Annotated in this window: 19 protein-coding genes and 3 pseudogenes; 13 read left to right on the top strand and 9 right to left on the bottom strand. The window is 71.0% G+C overall.

Annotated features, from left to right (window positions below; all coding sequences use genetic code 11):
* Positions 1-12: 12 nt before the first annotated feature.
* Together ACWD3C_RS19715 and ACWD3C_RS19720 are read left to right on the top strand one after the other, a co-directional pair.
* On the top strand, positions 13-960 hold the full coding sequence (locus ACWD3C_RS19715) for a multicopper oxidase domain-containing protein (RefSeq protein WP_451145523.1): 948 nt from the start codon (positions 13-15) through the stop codon (positions 958-960).
* A 141-nt stretch (positions 961-1,101) separates the two neighbouring features.
* A complete protein-coding gene (locus tag ACWD3C_RS19720; protein ID WP_451145525.1) occupies positions 1,102-2,142 on the top strand; it encodes a LacI family DNA-binding transcriptional regulator in 1,041 nt (346 codons plus the stop codon).
* A 3-nt stretch (positions 2,143-2,145) separates the two neighbouring features.
* Here the strand turns inward: ACWD3C_RS19720 and ACWD3C_RS19725 are convergent.
* Together ACWD3C_RS19725 and ACWD3C_RS19730 are read right to left on the bottom strand one after the other, a co-directional pair.
* Positions 2,146-2,346: pseudogene (locus ACWD3C_RS19725) on the bottom strand (beta-1,3-glucanase family protein); the annotation flags it as partial.
* 135 nt (positions 2,347-2,481) lie between these two features.
* Complete coding sequence (locus ACWD3C_RS19730) at positions 2,482-3,273, bottom strand: VOC family protein (RefSeq protein WP_451145527.1); 792 nt, start codon at positions 3,271-3,273, stop codon at positions 2,482-2,484.
* Positions 3,274-3,570: 297 nt separating this feature from the next.
* Between ACWD3C_RS19730 and ACWD3C_RS19735 the strand changes: the two genes are divergently transcribed.
* Positions 3,571-3,819 carry a WhiB family transcriptional regulator gene (locus ACWD3C_RS19735; protein WP_451145680.1) on the top strand — a complete coding sequence of 83 codons (249 nt, stop codon included), beginning with the start codon at positions 3,571-3,573 and terminating at the stop codon, positions 3,817-3,819.
* A gap of 286 nt (positions 3,820-4,105) precedes the next feature.
* On the opposite strand, the gene ACWD3C_RS19740 is transcribed toward ACWD3C_RS19735, so the two are convergent.
* The 5 genes and pseudogenes from ACWD3C_RS19740 to ACWD3C_RS19760 all read right to left on the bottom strand — a co-directional run bounded on the left by ACWD3C_RS19740 (position 4,106) and on the right by ACWD3C_RS19760 (position 8,996).
* Positions 4,106-5,080, bottom strand: a complete 975-nt coding sequence (locus ACWD3C_RS19740; RefSeq protein WP_451145529.1) for an acyl-ACP desaturase — start codon at positions 5,078-5,080, stop codon at positions 4,106-4,108.
* 200 nt (positions 5,081-5,280) lie between these two features.
* Positions 5,281-6,057, bottom strand: a complete 777-nt coding sequence (ddaH, locus tag ACWD3C_RS19745; protein WP_451145531.1) for a dimethylargininase — start codon at positions 6,055-6,057, stop codon at positions 5,281-5,283.
* A 222-nt stretch (positions 6,058-6,279) separates the two neighbouring features.
* Positions 6,280-6,494, bottom strand: a pseudogene (locus ACWD3C_RS19750) (hypothetical protein); the annotation flags it as partial.
* A 204-nt stretch (positions 6,495-6,698) separates the two neighbouring features.
* Positions 6,699-8,315, bottom strand: a complete 1,617-nt coding sequence (locus ACWD3C_RS19755; protein WP_451145533.1) for an ABC-F family ATP-binding cassette domain-containing protein — start codon at positions 8,313-8,315, stop codon at positions 6,699-6,701.
* A gap of 261 nt (positions 8,316-8,576) precedes the next feature.
* A complete protein-coding gene (locus ACWD3C_RS19760) occupies positions 8,577-8,996 on the bottom strand; it encodes an SsgA family sporulation/cell division regulator (protein ID WP_451145535.1) in 420 nt (139 codons plus the stop codon).
* 304 nt (positions 8,997-9,300) lie between these two features.
* On the opposite strand from ACWD3C_RS19760, the pseudogene ACWD3C_RS19765 reads away from it, so the two are divergent.
* The 4 genes and pseudogenes from ACWD3C_RS19765 (at position 9,301) to mmpA (ending at position 11,875) form a co-directional block, all read left to right on the top strand.
* A pseudogene (locus tag ACWD3C_RS19765) lies at positions 9,301-10,447 on the top strand (oxidoreductase).
* Positions 10,448-10,553: 106 nt separating this feature from the next.
* Complete coding sequence (locus tag ACWD3C_RS19770; protein WP_451145537.1) at positions 10,554-10,880, top strand: plasmid stabilization protein; 327 nt, start codon at positions 10,554-10,556, stop codon at positions 10,878-10,880.
* 50 nt (positions 10,881-10,930) lie between these two features.
* Positions 10,931-11,620, top strand: a complete 690-nt coding sequence (locus ACWD3C_RS19775) for an endonuclease V (protein WP_451145539.1) — start codon at positions 10,931-10,933, stop codon at positions 11,618-11,620.
* A 108-nt stretch (positions 11,621-11,728) separates the two neighbouring features.
* On the top strand, positions 11,729-11,875 hold the full coding sequence (gene mmpA, locus ACWD3C_RS19780; protein WP_451145541.1) for a morphogenic membrane protein MmpA: 147 nt from the start codon (positions 11,729-11,731) through the stop codon (positions 11,873-11,875).
* Positions 11,876-11,889: 14 nt separating this feature from the next.
* Here mmpA and ACWD3C_RS19785 read toward each other — a convergent pair whose 3' ends face one another.
* Positions 11,890-13,068, bottom strand: coding sequence for a saccharopine dehydrogenase family protein (locus ACWD3C_RS19785; RefSeq protein ID WP_451145543.1), 1,179 nt, complete (start codon positions 13,066-13,068; stop codon positions 11,890-11,892).
* Between the two features lie 101 nt (positions 13,069-13,169).
* On the opposite strand from ACWD3C_RS19785, the gene ACWD3C_RS19790 reads away from it, so the two are divergent.
* The 5 genes from ACWD3C_RS19790 (at position 13,170) to ACWD3C_RS19810 (ending at position 19,440) form a co-directional block, all read left to right on the top strand.
* Positions 13,170-13,550, top strand: coding sequence for an MmcQ/YjbR family DNA-binding protein (locus tag ACWD3C_RS19790; protein WP_451145545.1), 381 nt, complete (start codon positions 13,170-13,172; stop codon positions 13,548-13,550).
* Between the two features lie 158 nt (positions 13,551-13,708).
* Positions 13,709-14,845: a CaiB/BaiF CoA transferase family protein gene (locus ACWD3C_RS19795; RefSeq protein ID WP_451145546.1), complete on the top strand. Its 1,137-nt coding sequence runs from the start codon at positions 13,709-13,711 to the stop codon at positions 14,843-14,845.
* Between the two features lie 121 nt (positions 14,846-14,966).
* Positions 14,967-16,181, top strand: a complete 1,215-nt coding sequence (locus tag ACWD3C_RS19800; RefSeq protein ID WP_451145548.1) for an acetyl-CoA C-acetyltransferase — start codon at positions 14,967-14,969, stop codon at positions 16,179-16,181.
* Positions 16,182-16,227: 46 nt separating this feature from the next.
* Entirely contained in the window at positions 16,228-18,402 is a 2,175-nt protein-coding gene (locus tag ACWD3C_RS19805; protein ID WP_451145550.1) for a 3-hydroxyacyl-CoA dehydrogenase NAD-binding domain-containing protein, read from the top strand.
* Positions 18,403-18,714: 312 nt separating this feature from the next.
* Positions 18,715-19,440 (top strand): SDR family NAD(P)-dependent oxidoreductase, encoded by a 726-nt coding sequence (locus ACWD3C_RS19810; RefSeq protein WP_451145552.1) that lies wholly within the window; start codon positions 18,715-18,717, stop codon positions 19,438-19,440.
* 15 nt (positions 19,441-19,455) lie between these two features.
* Here ACWD3C_RS19810 and ACWD3C_RS19815 read toward each other — a convergent pair whose 3' ends face one another.
* On the bottom strand, positions 19,456-20,151 hold the full coding sequence (locus ACWD3C_RS19815; protein ID WP_451145554.1) for a MerR family transcriptional regulator: 696 nt from the start codon (positions 20,149-20,151) through the stop codon (positions 19,456-19,458).
* A 181-nt stretch (positions 20,152-20,332) separates the two neighbouring features.
* Between ACWD3C_RS19815 and ACWD3C_RS19820 the strand changes: the two genes are divergently transcribed.
* Positions 20,333-20,809 (top strand): F0F1 ATP synthase subunit B family protein, encoded by a 477-nt coding sequence (locus ACWD3C_RS19820; RefSeq protein WP_451145556.1) that lies wholly within the window; start codon positions 20,333-20,335, stop codon positions 20,807-20,809.
* Positions 20,810-20,986 lie beyond the last annotated feature (177 nt).

Here is a 20,986-nt window from a genome sequence, read left to right on the forward strand (position 1 = left end):
GGGGAGTTCGGCATGGACAGACGCGGCTTCAACCGGCGGGTGCTCCTGGGGGGAGCGGCCATGGCGACATCGTTGTCGGCGGCCCCGCAGGCCCTCGGCGCCGAGGAGACGATCGTGCGTACGGCGCCCGCCGGGGGAGAGGTGAGGCACATCAAGCTGTACGCCGAGAGGCTCCCCGACGGGCAGATGGGCTACGGCCTCGAAAAGGGCAAGGCGTCCATCCCCGGGCCACTGATCGAGCTCAACGAGGGCGACACGCTCCACATCGAGTTCGAGAACACCATGGACGTGGCGGCCAGCCTGCACGTCCACGGCCTCGACTACGAAATCTCCAGCGACGGAACCAAGTTGAACAGGAGCGACGTCGAGCCCGGCGGCACCCGCACCTACACCTGGCGCACCCATGCCCCCGGCCGTCGCAAAGACGGCACCTGGCGTGCGGGCAGCGCCGGGTACTGGCACTACCACGACCACGTCGTCGGCACGGAGCACGGCACGGGCGGTATCCGGAAGGGTCTGTACGGCCCGGTGATCGTCCGCAGGAAGGGCGACGTCCTCCCGGACAAGACCGTCACCGTCGTCTTCAACGACATGATGATCAACAACAAGCCCGCCCACTCCGGGCCCGACTTCGAGGCCACCGTGGGCGACCGGGTCGAGTTCGTCGTGATCACCCACGGCGAGTACTACCACACCTTCCACATGCACGGTCACCGCTGGGCGGACAACCGCACAGGCATGCTGACCGGGCCCGACGACCCCAGCCAGGTCATCGACAACAAGATCACGGGCCCCGCCGACTCCTTCGGCTTCCAGGTGATCGCGGGCGAGGGAGTCGGCGCCGGCGCCTGGATGTACCACTGCCACGTCCAGAGCCATTCCGACATGGGGATGGTGGGCCTGTTCCTGGTACGGAAGCCGGACGGGACGATTCCGGGGTACGAGCCGCACGAGCATTAGTACGACCCGGAGGGGGCTGTGACCGGGGGCAAGTCCTGGACGTCTCCGGGACGGAGCGGGTTTGGTTGTCAGGGAGCGCTCTCAAGCACCGCTCCGGAGCGCCGGTATCCTGATCCGGAACCGCTCTGGAGGAGACCCGAAGTGACCGAGACAGCGTCGCGCCCCACGCTGGAGGCCGTGGCGGCGCGGGCCGGGGTGTCGCGGGCGACCGTGTCGCGGGTCGTCAACGGGGGCGAGGGCGTGCGCGAGCCGCTCGTGGAGCGGGTGCGCAAGGCTGTCGAGGAACTCGGGTACGTGCCCAACCAGGCCGCCCGGAGTCTGGTCACCCGGCGGCACGACGCCGTGGCCGTCGTGATCGCCGAGCCCGAGACCAGGGTCTTCGCGGATCCCTTCTTCGCCCTCCAGCTCAGGGGCATCAGCAAGGAGTTGACCGCGCACGACTCCCAGTTCGTGCTGCTGCTCACGGAAGGGCGGGACGACCACGCCCGCGTCGGGCGGTACCTCGCCGGCGAGCACGTCGACGGCGCGCTCGTGTTCTCGCTGCACCTCGACGACCCGCTGCCGGGCCTGATCCACGGCGCCGGTGTACCGACCGTGTTCGGCGGGCGGCCCGGCTGGGGGGACGGCACGCGCGGTGTCGTCTACGTGGACAGTGACAACCGGGGCGGCGCGCGGGACGCCGTACGGCATCTCGTCGCTCTGGGGCGTACCCGGACCGCCCATATCACCGGGCCCCTCGACCAGACCTCGGCGGTGGACCGGCTCGACGGGTTCCGGGACGTCATGGTGGATGCCGACCCCCGGCTGATCATCGAAGGCGACTTCACGCCCGCGGGCGGGGAGCGGGCGATGGGGGAGCTCCTCGACCGCTGCCCGGACCTGGACGCCGTGTTCGCGGCCAACGACCTCTCCGCGTCCGGTGCCCTGCGTGTCCTGCACGAGCGGGGGCGGCGCGTCCCCGAGGACGTTGCCGTCGTCGGCTTCGACGACATGCTGCCGGTGACCGAACAGACCGACCCGCCGCTCACGACGGTCCGTCAGGACATAGAGGAGATGGGGCGGTTGATGACCCGGCTGCTGCTGCGCGGACTGGAGCGCCGCGGCCCGGCCGAGCAGGGGGTGGGCGGCGCGCCCTCCAGCGTCGTCCTGCCGACCACGCTGGTACGACGCGCCTCCGCCTGAGGGCTACGCGCCCACACTCACCGTGAACCGCCGTGGGTTCCCGTCGTGTGCCGCGCCCGACACGTCCGGCTGACCGTCGGGCCGTACGTCGTCGTACGGAAACGCGTACCCGATGGGTGCGTCGGCGTGCACCACGCGCGTCCAGTGGTTCGTCACGGCGCCCTGGTCGTAGTCGGCGGCCGTGGGTCCGTTCGGCACAGGGGGTGAGGCCCCTGCCGTGGTGCACCCACTGTTCCCAGGGGGAATTGATTGGTCAGGACTTTCGACTGAGAGCGCTCTCACCGACGTCCCGACGGCCGACCGAACACTTCGGTGCCCGGCCGGTCTCGGGTCTCGGGGTCAGCCCTGCGGCGGCTCGCTCTTGAGCACCGCGAACCGTGCCCCGTACGGATCGGCGAGCTTGGCGAAACGGCCCACGCCCTCCATGGACGTCGCGGGCATACGGACCTTGCCGCCCTGCTCCCGCGCCCTGCCGACCGTGGCGTCCGTGTCCGTCACCTCGAAGTACGGCAGCCAGTACGCCCCGGTCTCCGTCTCGGTCGGGTCGTCGGCCAGCGGGACGATGCCGCCGAACATGGCCTCCGGCTCGGTCCCTGCCGGGTTGACGCACGTGTACGTGCCCTCGGGGAACGTGATGGCGGAGGTCTCCCAGCCGAACACGGCGTTGTAGAACCCGGCGGCCGCGGGCAGGTCCGGCGTGTAGAGCTCCAGCCAGCACAGCGAGCCGGGGGTCACGACGACATCGAGGCCCTTGATCCGCGCGGGCTGCCAGATGCCGAAGGGCACGCCCGCGGGGTCGGCGAGGATGGCCATGCGGCCGTGCTCCATCACGTCCATCGGCTGCATGAGCACCGAGCCGTGCGCCTGCTCGGCGGCCTTCGCCGTGGCGTCCGCGTCCGGGGTCTGGAAGTACACGGTCCAGGAGGGCGGGCCCTGCTCCGGTGGGTTCTGCATGCCGCCCGCGGCGGTCCTGCCGTCGAGCTGGAAGAAGCCGTAGCCGCCGGCCTCGGGCCCGCCCGACTGGAACTGCCAGCCGAACAGACCGCCGTAGAAGGACGAGGCGCCGTCGATGTCGGGGGTACCGAGATCGAGCCAGTTCGGGGCGCCGGTGACATAACGGGTGGTGAGCATCTTTGCCCTCCTCTGAAGGGTCCCCTTGCCTGCTCTGCCCGAGTCTTGCACCGCCCACTGACAACCGCCGCCGGGATGTGGCAGCGGGGTGGGTGACCAGGGTGGCGATGGGTGCGGTCCCGTTCGGTGATCGGCATGGACCGTGGCGTGGGTCGTGGCGCGGATCGTGTACGTGTGCGCCTCTCCCGCGCGCCGCCGTGCGCTGCCCGGTCGGGCGTGGGCAGGATCGAAGGCTGGGAACCACGCGTTGATGCGGCGTTGATCGAACGTTTTTCGCCGCCCGGCACCATCCTGCCCATGTACTACGACACGATCACCCCCTCTGTCATCGACTGGCAGGGGCAGGCGCTCTGCGCGCAGACGGGTGCCGACTTCTTCTTCCCCGAGCCTGGCAGTTCGGTGCGCGAGGCGAAGCGCATCTGCGGCATGTGCGAGATGCGCTCCGCCTGCCTCGAATACGCGCTCGCCAACGACGAGCGCTTCGGCGTCTGGGGCGGGCTGTCGGAGAAGGAGCGCCTGCGACTCAGGCGCACCGACCCCGGCTGACGGCCCCCCCGTCCGGCACCGGCCGTTTCCGGCCACCGCCGGACGCCGACCGCACCGACCCGAACGAGCACGGGTGGACGAACTCCCGGGTGAGCCGGTAACCGAACGGCGCCCCGAAGAGCGTCGGCACCGCCTCCACCCCCACGCCCTGGGTGACTCCCGTCCCGCTTTGCTCGCCCCCGGGCCCCCAGAGCCGTATCCACGCCGACCTGCGTGCCGCCTGGATCGCGTTCGCGGGCCCGCTGATCGCGTACGAGTAAGAGCCGCCGGGCGCGCGGCCCGTGTGTTACGCGCCCGCGCGCGCCGCCATCCGTGCCTTGCGCGCCGCGAGCTTCTCGTCGAACTTACTGGCCTCCGAGTCGAGCCCGTCCATGTAGAGCCCGAGCTCCTCCTGCGCGCGCAGGCCGTCCGGGCCCAGGCCGTCGATCTCCATGACCTTCAGGAAGCGGAGCACCGGCTGGAGGACGTCGTCGTGGTGGATCCGCATGTTGTAGACCTCGCCGATGGCCATCTGGGCGGCGGCGCGCTCGAAGCCGGGCATGCCGTGACCGGGCATGCGGAAGTTCACGACCACGTCCCGGACCGCCTCCATGGTCAGGTCGGGGGCGAGCTCGAAGGCGGCCTTGAGGAGGTTCCGGTAGAAGACCATGTGGAGGTTCTCGTCGGTCGCGATGCGGGCCAGCATGCGGTCGCAGACCGGGTCACCGGACTGGTGGCCGGTGTTGCGGTGCGAGATGCGGGTGGCCAGCTCCTGGAAGGCGACGTAGGCGACGGAGTGCAGCATCGAGTGCCGGTGGTCGTGCTCGAAGCCCTCGCTCATGTGCGCCATGCGGAACTGCTCCAGCTTGTCCGGGTCCACGGCGCGCGAGGCGAGCAGGTAGTCGCGCATCACGATGCCGTGCCGGCCCTCCTCGGCGGTCCAGCGGTGCACCCAGGTGCCCCAGGCGCCGTCGCGGCCGAAGAGCGTGGCGATCTCGTGGTGGTAGCTGGGGAGGTTGTCCTCGGTGAGGAGGTTGACGACCAGCGCGATCCGGCCGATCTCGGTGACCTTGGACTGTTCCTTGTCCCAGGCCTCGCCGTCCTCGAAGAGGCCGGGGAAGTTGCGGCCGTCGCTCCACGGCACGTACTCGTGCGGCATCCAGTCCTTGGCGACCTGCAGATGCCGGTTGAGTTCCTTCTCGACAACTTCCTCCAGCGCGTACAGCAACCGGGCGTCGGTCCAGGCGGACGGGTTGCCGAGATGGGGGGAAGTGATCGTCACGGTGGCTCCAGGGGACGTACGAGCGAGCGTGGCCACGAGCGCGTGGCCCGAACTTACGGCATCGTAGGCTACGAATCCGTAGGTTACGTATCCGTAGGTTAAGGGTGTCGTAAAGACCGCTGATCAGCAGGGCTCCCAAGGCCTGCGACACACCCCGCGGACCCGCAGGTCGCGGGGCAAAACGGGTGCGGGGTCAGACGTCAGGCGTACAGCTCCCGCAGCCGGACCGAGAGGCATGTCACACAGCCCTCGAGCTTCTCGAACTCGCCGATGTCCACGACGACGGGCTCGTAGCCCAGGTCCGCGAACAGCTCGGCGGTCTTCGGCGCGCTGGCCGCCATGAGCAGCTTGTCCCCGCCGAGCAGCACCACGTGGGAGCCGGACTCCTCCGGCACCGGCAGGAAGGGCGAGTACAGCGAGGGCGTGTCCATCTTCGGGATGTACCCGATGACCGTGCCGTCGGGCAGCGCGGTCACCGCCGACTTCAGGTGCAGCACCTTGCTCACCGGTACGGCGACGACCCGCGCCCCGAGCGGCTCGAAGGCCGCGCGCAGTTGCTGGATCCCGGCGGCGTTGGTGCGCCCGCCCCGTCCGACGTACACCGTGTCGCCGATCTTCAGGACGTCGCCGCCGTCGAGCGTGCCCGGTTCCCAGACCCAGTTCACCGAGCAGCCGAGCGCGGCCACGGCCTCCTCGACCCCGGCGGTCTCGTCGCGCCGCGAACTCGCGCCGGAGCGCGCGATCAGCGCCACATTGCGGAACATCACGACCGTGTCCTCGACGAACGCCGAGTCGGGGCAGTCGTCGGCCGGGTCCACCTCGATCGTCTCCCAGCCGTGCGTGCGCAGCGCCTCCGCGTACGCCTCCCACTGCTCGACCGCGAGATCGACGTCCACCTTCTCCCGTTCGATGTGCGTGACCAGCCCTTCGGCCAGACGAGGGCTGGGTCGGCGGATCAGGGCCTTCTTGCTGGACACGTGTGGTTCTCCGTCTCGGGGAAGTCGATCAGGGCACCTGTTCGAGGGGCTGACGGCGCACATCATGCAGGGCCGCGCCGGGGCGACGAAACCCCCGAGGGACAGCGTCACCGTCTCCCCACCGCCATCTCACCGTACGCGGGTGCGCGCGCCGGCCTCCAACCCGGGCCGGTTCCCCGGGCGCCGTGGGCTTCGCCCAAGCCGGGCCGGCCCCCCGGCTCCTCAAACGCCGGAGTGCCCCACCGCCCGTTGCAGGTGCTCCTCCGTGAACGACCCGCCCCCAGCAGCTCTGCACGCGTCCCCTCGAACACGCCCAGCCCGCCGTCCCCGCCGCCGTCCGGGCCCAGATCGATCAACCAGTCGGCGCGGGCGACGGCATCGAGGTCGTGCTCGACGACGATGACGGTGTTGCCCGCGTCCACCAGCCGGTCGAGGAGTCCGGTCGCCTCCGGGGCGCTACAGCGGGTCGAGAGGCCGACCGCGCTCAACCCTCGGGCCTCCGCGCGCTCGTCCTCCCGCCTCCGGCGCGCCCCCCTGCGGCTCGGGCAACTGCGTGGCCGGATCGATGCATTGGCACTCACCGAGGGAGGCGGCCCATGCCCACGGCATCGATGTGACTCATGCCGACGACGCCAGGCGGCCTACCCGACAGCCTCCGACGTGATTTCCCTCAGTTCTCCGTCCTCCAGCAGCAGCCACCGCGTGATCCCGACCGACTCCAGGAACGGCATGTCGTGACTGGCCACGATCAGTGCCCCCTCGTACGACTCCAGGGCCGTGGTGAGCTGCCGCACGCTCGCCATGTCCAGGTTGTTCGTCGGCTCGTCGAGCATCAGGAGCTGCGGGGCGGGCTCGGCGAGCATCAGCGCGGCGAGCGCGGCCCGGAAGCGTTCACCGCCGGAGAGCGTCGCCGCCTCCTGGTCGGCCCGGGCGCCCTTGAACAGGAAGCGGGCCAGGCGGGCCCGGACCCGGTTGTTGGTGGCGCCGGGCGCGAACCGGGCCACGTTCTCGGCGACCGTCAGCCCGTCGTCGAGCACGTCGAGCCGCTGCGGCAGAAAGCGCAGCGGTACGTGCGCCTTCGTCTCGCCGGCCACCGGCTCCAGCTCGCCCGCGACGGTGCGCAGCAACGTCGTCTTGCCCGAGCCGTTGCGCCCGATCAGCGCGATCCGCTCGGGGCCGCGCAGGTCGAAGCCGCCCGGGATGCGTGCGCCGTACCTCAACTCCAGGTCCTGGAGGGTGAGGACGGTACGGCCCGGGGGCACGGCCGTGTACGGCAGGTCGACGCGGATCTCGTCGTCGTCCCGTACGGCCTCCACGGCCTCGTCGAGGCGGTCCTTGGCCTCGGCGAGCTTCTCCTCGTGCATGATGCGGTGCTTGCCGGCGGAGACCTGGGCCGCGCGCTTGCGCGCCCCCATGACGATCTTCGGCTCGCGCTTCTGCTCGTACATCTTCTGTCCGTACCGCTTACGACGGGCCAACTTGACCTGGGACTCGATCAGTTCACGCTTCTGCTTCTTCATGTCGGCCTCGGCGACCCGCACCATCCGCTCCGCCGCCTCCTGTTCGGTGGCGAGCGTCTCCTCGTACGCGGAGTAGTTGCCGCCGTACCAACTCACCTCCCCGGAGCGGAGATCGGCGATCTGGTCGACCAGATCGAGGAGTTCGCGGTCGTGGCTGACCACGATCATCACCCCGGACCAGGACGCGACGGTGTCGTACAGGCGCCGACGCGCGTACAGGTCGAGGTTGTTGGTGGGCTCGTCCAGCAGGAGGACGTCCGGGCGGCGCAACAGCAGCGAGGCCACGCGCAGGAGCACCGATTCGCCGCCGGAGACCTCGCCGATCGTGCGGTCCAGGTCGATGTGGCCGAGGCCGAGTTCGCCGAGGGTGGCCCGGGCGCGCTCCTCCACGTCCCAGTCGTCGCCGACCGTCGCGAAGTGCTCCTCGGCCACGTCGCCCGCCTCGATGGCGTGCAGCGCGGCCCGGGTCGCGGCAATACCGAGCGCCTCGTCGACCCGCAGTCCGGTGTCGAGCGTGACGTTCTGCGGCAGGTGGCCGACCTCGCCCGCCACGCGGATCGTGCCCTCGGCCGGGGCGAGCTCTCCGGCGATCAGCTTCAACAGGGTCGACTTCCCTGATCCGTTGACGCCGACGAGCCCGGTCCGGCCGGGGCCGAACGCGATCTGCAGGTCGTCGAAGACGGTGGTGCCGTCGGGCCAGGCGAAGGAGAGGGACGTACAGGAAACGGAATATGACATGGGCGGCCTCGCGGTTGCTTGAGGTGGGTCAAGGGCAACGCGTGTGAGACACCGCGAGGGGGCATGAAAAGGGCCCCGCGCCGGAGGACGGCTCGTACGCCGAGGTCGCACGCAACGCACACACGCGGCGGTGTGTGACGCGGTGTCTCAGGACCTCAGACGAGCAACGTCCTTCTCCAATCGACGGCAACAGGACCGCTGTACAACGTAGGAGGGTGCGTAGGGGGTGTCAACGGATTAACACGGCCCCCGGCCCACCCGTCAGCACGCGTCGCGCATCAGCTCCGCCAGGTCGTGGTCCAGGTCGAGCTGGAGGTGTTCGAGACCGAGGGGCACCAGCTCGGTCGTACGGTCCAGGAAGCCCTGTACCTCACCGGACTTGACGTGCACGACGGCCGTGCCCTCGGGGGCGTGGAACTCCATGACCAGACGCTCGTAGCCGTAGTACGGCCGCACGCGGACGTCGCCCTGGCCGACGGCGCCCTCCATGCCGGACACCAGGAGGTCACGGGCGAAGGTCCAGCAGACCTCCACGCCCTCCAGGGTGGCCGGGGCCGGGAAGGTCATCCGGACGGCGAACGGGTCGCGCCGGTCGTACTGGAGCGTTGCGGGAATGCTCGGCATCCGCGGCGCGGCGGCGACGAGGCGGGCCTCTACGGGCTGCTCGATGACGGTGGACAACGCCTTGCTCCCTTGTGACGGCTGGACGGACTCCGGGTGTATGCGGCTGGGCACTTGAAGAGACGGCGGAATGGGCAGATCCGTGCACATGAAAGTCGAGTGACCTGTGTCACCGGGTTCATTCACTGTGGTGATCCAGCTCTCATCCCGTGCTCTCCGCGACATCGAATCGGACATCGCATCGGACATCGAATCGGAATCGCATCGGATATCGAAGAGGACATCCGAACACGCTCTCCGGTTCCCGTCGAGGCCATCTGGACGGCACCGGGGGAGTGCACCAGCTTCGCCCGCCATGAGGGGCATGGGGAAGTCGGGACGGGTGAGTCGGACGGTGACGGTGGGTCTGTGCGCGGTGGCGCTCGCCGCGGCACTGACGGCACCCACGCAGGCGTACGGCCCACAGCGGCCGTCGGGCGGGGGCGCGCAGCCGCACGGGGAGCCGAAGGACAGCGGCAGGCAGGACGTACGGTTCCGGGGCCTCGCTGCGGTCAGCCGGAGCACCGCCTGGCCGGCCGGCTCTCTGGGCACCGTGCTGCGCACGACGGACGGGGGCGCGAACCGGGCCGACGTGTCGCCGCCCGGCGCGGGGGAGTTGCAGTTCCGGGACATCGAGGCATTCGACGCGCGCCGGGCCGTGGCGCTCGCCATCGGTGAGGGCGAGGCCTCCCGGATGTACCGCACCGAGGACGGCGGCGCGACCTGGACGGAGTCGTTCCACAACACCGACGTGCGGGCCTTCTACGACTGCCTCATCTTCTTCGACCGCCGCCACGGGCTCGCCATGAGCGACCCGGTGAACGGAAAGTTCCGCATCCTCTCCGCCGGCGACGGCGACCGCTCCTGGACCGTGCTGCCCGACGCCGGGATGCCTCCGGCGCTGGAGGGCGAGGCCGGGTTCGCGGCGAGGGGGCTGTGCCTGGTCGGCGCCGGGCCTCGCGAGGTGTGGCCGGCCACCGGCGGGGCGGTACGCGCGCGTGTGCTGCACTCCGCCGACCGCGGTCTCACCTGGACGGTCACCGACACCCCGGTCCCGGCGGGCGACCCGGCCCGCGGCGTCTTCGCCCTCGCCTTCCGCGACCGCGCGCACGGCATCGCGGTCGGCGGCGACTACCGCCCCGGCCAGGCCTCGCCCCGGGCCGCCGCGACCACCCCGGACGGCGGCCGCATCTGGACCCCCGCGGCACAGCCCCCGCCCTCCCCCAGTGCTTGACGCCTGGGGGACCCCCATCCGCTCCGGCGTCACCTGGCTCCCGCACAGCCGCACCAGGCCCCTCGCCGTCGGCTCCACCGGCACCGACCTCACCACCGACGGCGGCCGCACCTGGCGGACCGTCGACACGGGCTCGTACGACACCGTGGACTGCGCCCCCGGCCGGAGTCCCGGTCGGGGAGGCCCGGGCTGCTGGGCGTCCGGCGAACAGGGGCGGGTGGTACGCCTGGAGCGCTGACTCCGCACACCTCGCACATCAGGTACTCGGAGCACATCAGGTACGGGGAGCACATCAGGTACTCGGACGATGGGGTACTCGGACGGCGAAAGGAGAGTGAGCGATCATGCCACGCGGTTCCAGCCCCAAGCGGGAACGCCAGTACGAGAAGATCAGGCAGAGCGCCCTTGACCGGGGAGAGAGCGGGGAACGCGCCAAGGAGATCGCCGCCCGGACCGTCAACAAGGAACGCGCCCGCTCCGGCGAGTCCGAGAAGGCCAGCCGTATCTCCACCCAGGACATGCCGTCCGGCAAGCGGGGCGGTCAGCGCTCCCACAAGGGTTCCCAGGGCCCCACCTACGACCAGCTGTACGAGGAGGCCAAGCGGCGGAACATCCACGGCCGCTCGGACATGAACAAGAGCGAGCTCCGGCGCGCCCTCGGAGACAAGTAGATCCCCGAAGGACACCGGCCGGGCGCCGGATGCGTACCCTCGACACCACCATGACGACCGTACGCATCCCGGCGGGCTGGCCCGCGACCGAAGAGCAAGCCCGCGCCGTGCAGGACGAGTTGCGGAGCAGGGTGGTGCTCGACGAGACCGGGCCGGCGCCCGGGACCGGTCATGTCACCGGCGTCGACGTCGCGTACGCCGACGAGCGGGACCTGGTCGCGGCGGCGGCCGTGGTGCTGGACGCGGCGACGCTCGACGTCGTCGCCGAAGCCACCGCCGTCGGCCGGGTCCCGTTCCCCTACGTGCCCGGCCTGCTCGCCTTCCGCGAGATCCCGACCGTCCTGGCCGCCCTCGACGCGCTCCCGTGCGAGCCCGGACTCGTCGTCTGCGACGGCTACGGCCTCGCCCATCCGCGCCGCTTCGGCCTGGCCGCCCACCTCGGCGTCCTCACCGCCCTGCCCACCATCGGCGTCGCCAAGAACCCGTTCACCTTCACGTACGACGACCCGGCCGCCCCGCGCGGCAGCGCCTCTCCGCTGCTCGCGGGCGCCGAGGAGGTCGGCCGCGCCCTGCGTACCCGGGACGGCGTCAAGCCGGTGTTCGTGTCGGTCGGCCACCGGGTGAGCCTCGACAACGCCTGCGCGCACACGCTCGCGCTCACCCCGGCCTACCGCCTGCCGGAGTCGACCCGGCGCGCCGACGCCCTGTGCCGCCGGGCACTCAGGGCCGCGACTGCCTGAGGTGACCTACCAGGTGACCTACGAGGTGACTGAGTACGTGAACTGAGTACGCGATCTGAGTACCTGTACGGATGTGGGCCCACATCCATGATCGGCAGGCTGTGCCCCATGACGACACACCGTGCCCCGAAGCCCGCCGCCACCCCGAGCCAGCCCGTCGAGCGGGTCGTACTCGCCGGGTTGCTCCTCGCCGTGGTCGCCGGACTGGCCTGGATAGGCGGGATGATCTACACGGTGACGGGCTGGGCCCAGTAACCCCCTTGGTTGGCCTACAACTTCCCCGCGACCCTGAAGGTGATCCCCGCCCGGCGCAACCGCTCGATCAGCGCATCGCCCATCACCACCGCCGTCGTGACCTGCCCGGACGTACGAGGCAGGTCGTCGAGCGCGAGACTGAGCGCCGACTCGGCGAGCATCTTCGCCGTCTCGTCGTAGCCGGGGTCGCCGCCCGAGACCTCGGTGAGGACGCGGCGCCCTCCGCCCTCGCCGACGAACCGCACCGAGAACCAGCTCTTCGCCCGCTTCTCGGCGCTCGGCCCCTCCCCGGGCTTGACCCGGTCCGACAACCAGCGCCGTACGGGCGGCAGTTGGGCGGCGGCGAGGACCGCGCCGACGCCGGCCGCCCCGCCCACGGCGAACGGCAGGCTCTTGACCGCCGCGTAGTGGCGGTAGCGGAAGCCGGGCCCGTACCGCTTCAGGACCCGTGCCGAGCGCTGCACCACCTGCGCGTCGATCGTGGGTAGGGGCAGCGCCCACGCCCCGACCTCCTTGGCGAACCGGGGCGCGCCCACCGGTGCGTACGCCCGCCGCCCCACCGTCCGCGGCTCGTGCCGCCTGCGGTCGCGGGCCGCGGCCAGCATCCGACGCCCGCGCGAGAACTGGTTGAGCGCGGAGGCGAACGTACCGCCCGAGAACATCGCGTCGGAGCGCACGAACCCGTCGACCGTCAGCGGCTCGCCCTCCGGCAGCTGTTGGACGGTGAAGTACACCCCGAGGTCGTGCGGGACCGAGTCGAAGCCGGCGGCGTGCACGAGCCGTGCCCCGGTCTCACGCGCGCGTGCGTCGTGCCGGACGTACATCAGGTCCACGAACTCGGGCTCGCCGCTGAGGTCCAGGTAGTCGGTACCCACATCGGCGCAGGCGGCGACCAGTTCCTCGCCGTACATCAGATAGGGGCCGACCGTCGTGGCCACCACGCGCGCGTGCAGGGCGAGTTCGCGCAGGGATCCCGGATCGGACACGTCGGCCCGGAGCACCCCGATCTCCTCGCCGCCGGGCAGCCGTTCGCGCAGCCGCTCCAGCTTCCGCGCGCTGCGCCCCGCCACCGCCCAGCGCAGCCCCTCGGGCGCGTGCGCGGCGAGATACTCCGCGGTGAGTTCCCCGACGAACCCGGTGGCCCCGAAGAGCACGATGTCGTACGGCCGCTCCGCCCTGCCCTGCCCGCTCATGGCACCCCTCGCACTCGCCCCCGAGCCATTGTCGGTGGCTGAGGCTAGCGTGAGGTACGAGCAGCCGGACGAGCGGGATCGCGTGGGACCAGGAGGTGGCCGTGGCCGTGGAGAGGAACGCGCTGAAAAAGTGGGAGAAGGTGCGCGGGTTCGCCCTCGGCCTGCCCGGCGCGGTCGAGGAGTTCCCGTGGGGCGGGAGCGTGGCGAAGGTCAACAAGAAGGTGTTCGTCTTCCTCGGCGCCGGCGACGGCAGCCATCCCCTGGGCGTCACGGTGAAGCTCAAGGACGAGGAGCTCCACGCCCATGCACTGACCTGTCCCGGCGCCGAGCCCGCGGGATACGGCCTGGGCAGGGCCGGCTGGGTGAGCGTCCCGCTGGAGGAGCAGGGCGCCCCCGCCACGGAGCTGTTGTGCGACTGGGTGGAGGAGAGCTACCGGGTGATCGCCCCGAAGAGGCTCATAGCGGAGCTGGACGCGGGCTGAGGCGCGCGGCCGGGGCCGACGGTGCACGGGACTTGGCCCTTGCGGCGGGACTCAACACAATGGCTAAGCGCTTGCTCGCCAAGGGCTTGTGCGGAGTGGAACACGTTCTTAGCATCGCTGGTGTTACATCAGTGGTGTCACACAGTGCTGGGGGCACGATGACAGTGGCAGGGACGCCCGCGCACGGCCCGCTCACCGGTGTGCGCGTGGTCGAGCTGGCCGGCATCGGGCCCGGCCCCTTCGCCGCCATGCTCCTCGCCGACCTCGGCGCCGATGTCGTCCGCGTGGACCGGCCGGGCGGCACCGGACTCGCCGTCAACCCCGAGTACGACGTCACCAACCGCAACAAGCGGTCCGTGATCGTCGACCTGAAGTCGCCGGACGGAGCGCACCGCGTCCTGGACCTCGTCGAACGCGCCGACATCCTCGTCGAGGGCTACCGCCCCGGCGTCGCCGAGCGCCTCGGCGTCGGCCCCGAGACGTGCCACGCCCGCAACCCGAGGCTCGTCTACGGCCGGATGACCGGCTGGGGCCAGGACGGCCCGCTGGCCCATCGCGCGGGGCACGACATCGCGTACATCGCCGTGACCGGCACCCTCGGCCTCATCGGCAGGCCCGACGAGCCGCCCGCGGTCCCCGCCAACCTCCTCGGCGACTACGCGGGCGGTTCGCTCTACCTCGTCGTCGGTGTCCTCGCGGCCCTGCACCACGCGCGCGCGACCGGCGCCGGACAGGTCGTGGACGGGGCCATCGTGGACGGCGCCGCACACCTGGCCGCGATGATCCACGGCATGCTCGCCGCCGGCCGCTGGCAGGACCGGCGCGGCGCCAACCTGCTCGACGGGGGCTGCCCCTTCTACGGCACGTACGAGACCGCCGACGGCCAGTACATGGCGGTGGGCGCCCTGGAACAGCAGTTCTACGGCGAGTTCGTGGAACTGCTCGGCCTCAAGGACGAGGCCCCGGCCCGGAAGGACCTGGCCCGCTGGGGTGAGCTGCGTGAGAAGGTCGCGGCCCGGTTCAAGACCCGTACGCGCGCGGAGTGGACCGCCGTCTTCGAGGGCTCCGACGCCTGCGTGGCACCCGTCCTGTCGCTGCGCGAGGCGCCCCGCCACCCGCATCTCGCCGCCCGCGGCACCTTCACCGACTTCGGAGGCATCACCCAGCCGGCCCCCACGCCCCGTTTCTCCACGACCCATACGTCCGTGCGCACCGGGCCCGCCCAGCCGGGCGCCGACACCGCGGACATCGCCCGCGACTGGGACATACCCGGCCTCCTGGACGGCGACGACTGAACCCTGCGGAACCCGCCCGCCTCTCCCCGGACCTCACCCGGCTCCTGATGTCCCGCGCGGCCGACCCTCTTGTCCTCCCCGTCACCCGACTTGCCCTCCCTGCACCCGAAAGGCCAGATTCGTGAGCACCGAAGCGTACGTGTACGACGCGATCCGCACCCCGCGCGGTCGCGGCAAGGCGAACGGCGCCCTGCACGGCACCAAGCCCATCGACCTGGTGACCGGCCTCATCCACGAGATCCGGCGCCGCTTCCCCGGCCTCGACCCGGCCGCGATCGACGACATCGTGCTCGGTGTCGTCGGGCCGGTCGGCGACCAGGGCTCCGACATCGCCCGTATCGCCGCGATCGCCGCCGGGCTGCCCGACACGGTGGCCGGCGTCCAGGAGAACCGCTTCTGTGCCTCGGGCCTCGAAGCCGTCAACATGGCCGCGGCGAAGGTCCGTTCCGGCTGGGAGGACCTGGTGCTCGCGGGCGGCGTCGAATCGATGTCCCGCGTCCCCATGGCCTCGGACGGCGGCGCCTGGTTCGCCGACCCGATGACCAACATCGCCACCGACTTCGTCCCGCAGGGCATCGGCGCGGACCTCATCGCCACCATCGAGGGCTTCTCCCGGCGGGACGTGGACGAGTACGCGACGCTGTCCCAGGAGCGGGCCGCGGCCGCCTGGAAGGACGGGCGGTTCGAGAGGTCCGTGGTGCCCGTGAAGGACCGCAGCGGACTCGTCGTCCTCGACCACGACGAGCACATGCGCCCCGGCACCACCGCCGACTCGCTCGCGGGGCTCAAGCCGTCGTTCGCGGACGTCGGGGAACTGGGCGGCTTCGACGCCGTGGCACTGCAGAAGTACCACTGGGTCGAGGAGATCGACCACGTCCACCACGCGGGCAACTCCTCCGGCATCGTGGACGGCGCCGCGCTGGTCGCCATCGGCTCGAAGGAGATCGGCGAGCGCTACGGCCTCACTCCGCGCGCGCGGATCGTCTCCGCCACCGTCTCCGGCTCCGAGCCCACCATCATGCTGACCGGCCCCGCGCCCGCGACCCGCAAGGCCCTCGCCAAGGCCGGACTGACCATCGACGACATCGACCTCGTAGAGATCAACGAGGCCTTCGCGGCGGTCGTGCTGCGCTTCGTGAAGGACATGGGCCTGTCGCTGGACAAGGTCAACGTCAACGGCGGCGCCATCGCCATGGGGCACCCGCTCGGCGCGACCGGCGCGATGATCCTCGGCACGCTCGTCGACGAACTCGAAGCGCGCGACCTGCGCCACGGCCTCGCCACGCTGTGCGTGGGCGGCGGCATGGGCATCGCGACGATCATCGAGCGCCTGTAACTCCCGGCGGACCACCAGACCTCAGACTTCGACGGAGACCCACGCCATGACCGAGAGCACCACCATCCGCTGGGAACAGGACGACACCGGCGTCGTCACCCTCGTCCTCGACGACCCCGACCAGTCCGCCAACACCATGAACGCGGCCTTCCGGACCTCCATCAGGGCGATCGCCGACCGGGCCGAGGCCGAGAAGGACTCGATCCGCGGCATCATCTACACGTCCGCCAAGAAGACGTTCTTCGCGGGCGGCGACCTGAAGGACATGATCAAGGCCGGTCCGGAGGACGCCCGGCAGGCCTTCGAGTTCGGCACGGAGGTCAAGAACGACCTGCGCCGCATCGAGACCCTCGGCAAGCCGGTCGTCACGGCGATCAACGGCGCGGCCCTGGGCGGCGGTTACGAGATCGCCCTCGCCAGCCACCACCGCGTCGCCCTCGACGCCCCCGGCTCCAAGATCGGCCTCCCCGAGGTCACCCTCGGCCTGCTCCCGGCGGGCGGCGGCGTCACCCGCACCGTCCGCCTCATGGGCATCGCGGACGCCCTCCTCAAGGTGCTCCTCCAGGGCACCCAATACAGCCCGCGGCGCGCCCTGGAGAACGGCCTCGTCCATGAAGTGGCCGCCACCCGCGAGGAGATGCTCACCAAGGCCCGCTCCTTCATCGACGCCAACCCCGAGTCGCGGCAGCCCTGGGACAAGCCGGGCCACCGCATCCCGGGCGGCACACCGGCCAACGCCAAGTTCGCCGCGAACCTCCCGGCGTTCCCGGCCAACCTCCGCAAGCAGCTGAACGGCGCGCCCTACCCGGCCCCGCGCAACATCCTCGCGGCCGCCGTCGAGGGCTCCCAGGTCGACTTCGAGACGGCGCTGACCATCGAGGCCCGCTACTTCACCGAGCTGGTCACCGGGCAGACCGCGAAGAACATGATCCAGGCGTTCTTCTTCGACCTCCAGGCCGTCAACTCCGGCGCCAACCGCCCCAAGGGCATCGAGCCCCGCCAGGTCCGCAAGGTCGCCGTCCTCGGCGCCGGGATGATGGGCGCGGGCATCGCCTACTCGTGCGCCCGCGCGGGCATCGACGTCGTCCTCAAGGACGTGTCCACGGAAGCCGCCGCGAAGGGCAAGGGCTACTCCGAGAAGCTCTGCGCCAAGGCCGTCTCCCGGGGCCGTACGACCCAGGAGAAGGCCGACGCGCTGCTCGCCCGCATCACCCCCGCCGCCGATCCGGCCGACCTCGCGGGATGCGACGCCGTCATCGAGGCCGTCTTCGAGGACGCGGCGCTGAAGCACAAGGTCTTCCAGGAGATCCAGCACGTCGTCGCGCCGGACGCCCTCCTGTGCTCCAACACCTCCACGCTGCCGATCACCGCCCTCGCGGAAGGCGTCGAGCGCCAGGCCGACTTCATCGGCCTGCACTTCTTCTCACCCGTCGACAAGATGCCGCTCGTCGAGATCATCAAGGGCGAGCGGACCGGAGACGAGGCGCTGGCCCACGCCTTCGACCTCGTCCGGCAGATCAACAAGACCCCGATCGTGGTGAACGACTCACGGGGCTTCTTCACCTCCCGTGTGATCGGCCAGTTCATCAACGAGGGTGTGGCGATGGTCGGCGAGGGCATCGAGCCGGCCTCGATCGAGCAGGCGGCGGCCCAGGCGGGCTACCCGGCGAAGGTGCTCTCGCTGATGGACGAGCTGACGCTGACGTTGCCGCGCAGGATTCGCGACGAGTCGAAGCGGGCCGTCGAGGAAGCGGGCGGTACCTGGACGGCGCACCCCGCCGAGGCGGTCGTCGACCGTATGGTCGACGAGTTCGGCCGCACCGGGCGCAGTGGTGGTGGCGGTTTCTACGACTACGGGCCCGACGGCAAGCGGGCCAAGCTGTGGCCCGGTCTGCGTGAGCACTTTGCCGAGCCGGGGTATCGGATTCCCTTCGAGGACATGCAGGAACGCATGCTCTTCTCCGAGGCGCTCGACACCGTGCGCCTTCTGGAGGAGGGCGTCCTGACGTCCGTCGCCGACGCCAACATCGGGTCCATCTTCGGGATCGGCTTCCCTGGTTGGACCGGTGGCGTTCTGCAGTACATCAATGGGTATGAGGGCGGGCCGGTGGGCTTTGTGGCCCGTGCGCGGGAGCTTGCCGGACGGTATGGGGAGCGGTTTGTGCCGCCGGTGTCGCTGGTGGAGAAGGCGGAGAAGGGGGAGCGGTTCACGGATGGGTGAGGCCGGGGGTGCGCGGGGGTTGGGTTTCGCCCCCGCCGCCCCTACCCGTCCCATCCTCCAGGGGCTCTGCCCCTTCGACCCCGTTGGGGCTTCGCCCCAGGGCCCGGTAGGGGGTGGGGGCGGGGGGTGTCGGCGGGCTGCGGGTTGTTTGTGGCTTGTCGCGCAGTTCCCCGCGCCCCTGAGGGGGGCGCGGCTATTGGGCCGGAGTCGTGCCCATGAGCCCGCGCTTTACCTCACCAGCCGTCACGGGGGCGTTTCAGCGAGGGGAATGCGCTCTTGCCCGGTGGCTGACGCCTCGTCAACACTCTGCGCATGGAGACGCGTACCGCCCTGGTGACCGGAGCGGCACAGGGGCTCGGGCAGGAGTTCGCTGTCGCGCTGGCCGGGCGTGGTTATCGGGTGGCGGGGATGGACCTTGTCCCGCAGCCGGAGACGGCCAAGAAGGTTCTGGACTATGTGGAGGTGATCGCCGATGCCACCGACGAGGGCCGGATACGGGAGGGGCTGGAGCGTGTCATCGACTGGTTCGGCACCCTGCACGTTCTGGTCAACAACGCGAGTGTCCACCCCGAGTCGGACTTCGAGGACACGACGCCGGAGGAGTGGCGGCGGGTCATGCGGGTCAACCTGGAGGCGCCGTTCCTGGTGACCCGCGCCGTACTGCCGTACCTCAAGGCGGCGGGGTGGGGCCGCATCGTGAACATCGCTTCCGCGGCCGTCCTCACCGCCCCGCCGACGATGGTCCCGTACGTGGCCTCGCAGATGGGCCTGATCGGCTTCACCCGCGCCCTGGCCTCGGCTCTCGGCCCGTACGGCATCACGGTCAACGCGATCGTGCCCGGCATGGTGCGCACCGGCACGGCCGAGCGGACGGTCGGCGTGGACGGGGGCTTCGAGCACGTACGCGCCCAGCAGGTCGTCGGGCGGACCCAGGAGCCGGGCGATCTCGTGTCCACGCTGCTGTACGTCGTCGACGAGGGGAGCGGGTTCCTGACCGGGCAGACCCTCAATGTGGCGGGAGGTTCCGCGTACTTGTGAGCCCCATGTGCGGGGTCAGGACTCCTTGAGCCACTCCCGCAGCTCCTCCTTGAGCGAGCGCTGAAAGGTGGTCAGGAGTGCCTGCACCACGAGCGGTTGCATGTGTGCCGAGAGGGACTTCACCGCCTGCGGCTCCCGTTCCGTGACCGCGTCGCGCAGGAGCCGCGACAGCTCGTGGGCCGCGGCGCGCGAGTGCTCCAGCAGGACGGTCCGCGCCGCGAGGATCGTCTCCTGGGACAGAGGTACGTCGAGGAGCTGGGCGCCGAGCCGGAGCAGGCCGGGATCGACGCGGAAGGTGTCACCGTCCCGCTCGACGAGCCCCATCGCCGTGAGCCGCTCCACGTCCTCCTCGGCCAGGGGGCGGCCCGCCCGCCGCTGGAGCTCCTCCCGCGTCACGCTCTCCACCGCGTCCGGCGCCCAGGAGGCCACCACGGCACGCTGCAGCGCGAGATCGTGCGGGGTCAGGTCCGGCGGCAGCTGCTGCAGATAACGTTCGATCGCCGCGAGCGTCATACCCTGACGCTGGAGCTCGTCGATCAGTGCCAGCCGTGCCAGATGCTCCCTGCCGTACCGGCCCACGCGGCGCGGGCCGATCACCGGCGGCGGCAGCAGTCCCTTGGTGCCGTAGAAGCGCACCGTGCGCACCGTGACGCCGGCCCGCGCGGCCAGCTCGTCGACCGTGAGCGCCGGCTCCTCGGTGTCCGTCGTCATGACCGCCCAGCCTTTCGGGTGTCCTGCGGCTACGCAGTGCAACAGTAGTGCCGTCTCACCAGTATTGTGACCGCTGACGTATACCTTGATCGTGTCATGTTCATCGCGATATGTCCGTTGTCGGTCGACTATGGTGCGGATGGGCGTAGCCGCCGCACGCGTGAGCGGGTAGATCGCGGATATGGACCTCATCCCGTACCCCCTGGGGCCGTTGAACCCGAGAGCCGAGCACCTGGCCGTCGCGGCGGGACTCTTCGCGCTCGCCTTCTTCGCCGTCTCCCGGCTGCTGCCCCGCCTCCATCGCGCCCTGGCGGAACGCGAGGACGCGATCAAAGGCGCCGCCGAGCGGGCCCGGTCCGTACGGGAGGAGGCGGAGAGCCGACGGGCGGATGCGGAGGCCCTCCTGGCCGAGGCCCGCCACGACGCGGCCCGTATCCGCCAGCGCGCCTTCGAGGAGGGCGCCGCACTGATCGCCGCCGCCCGCGAGGAGGGACAGCGCGAGCGCGATGCCGTCCTGGCCGAGGGCCGCGCCCGCATCGACTCCGAGAGCGCCATGGCCGAGGCCGAACTCCGCGTGCACGTTTCGGAGCTGGCCTCCAGCCTGGCGAGCCGCGTAGTGGGCGAGCGGATCGCGACCCCGGCGGAGCCGCGATCCTGAGGCACCCGGGATGCCTCATGGGCTCCAGGGCCTGTCCGGCGGACAGGGATCGCCGACAGCAGACAGGCGGTGAACGCGCCCGGCGCGATGAATCCGTGGTGCGCACAGCTCCAAGTCGTAGGGGACCGAAGTCCGTTCGGAGCCCGTCCATCCTCCGTGGCCCCGGACGCGCCCACG

It is taken from the genome of Streptomyces sp. NPDC002845, from assembly GCF_053591955.1.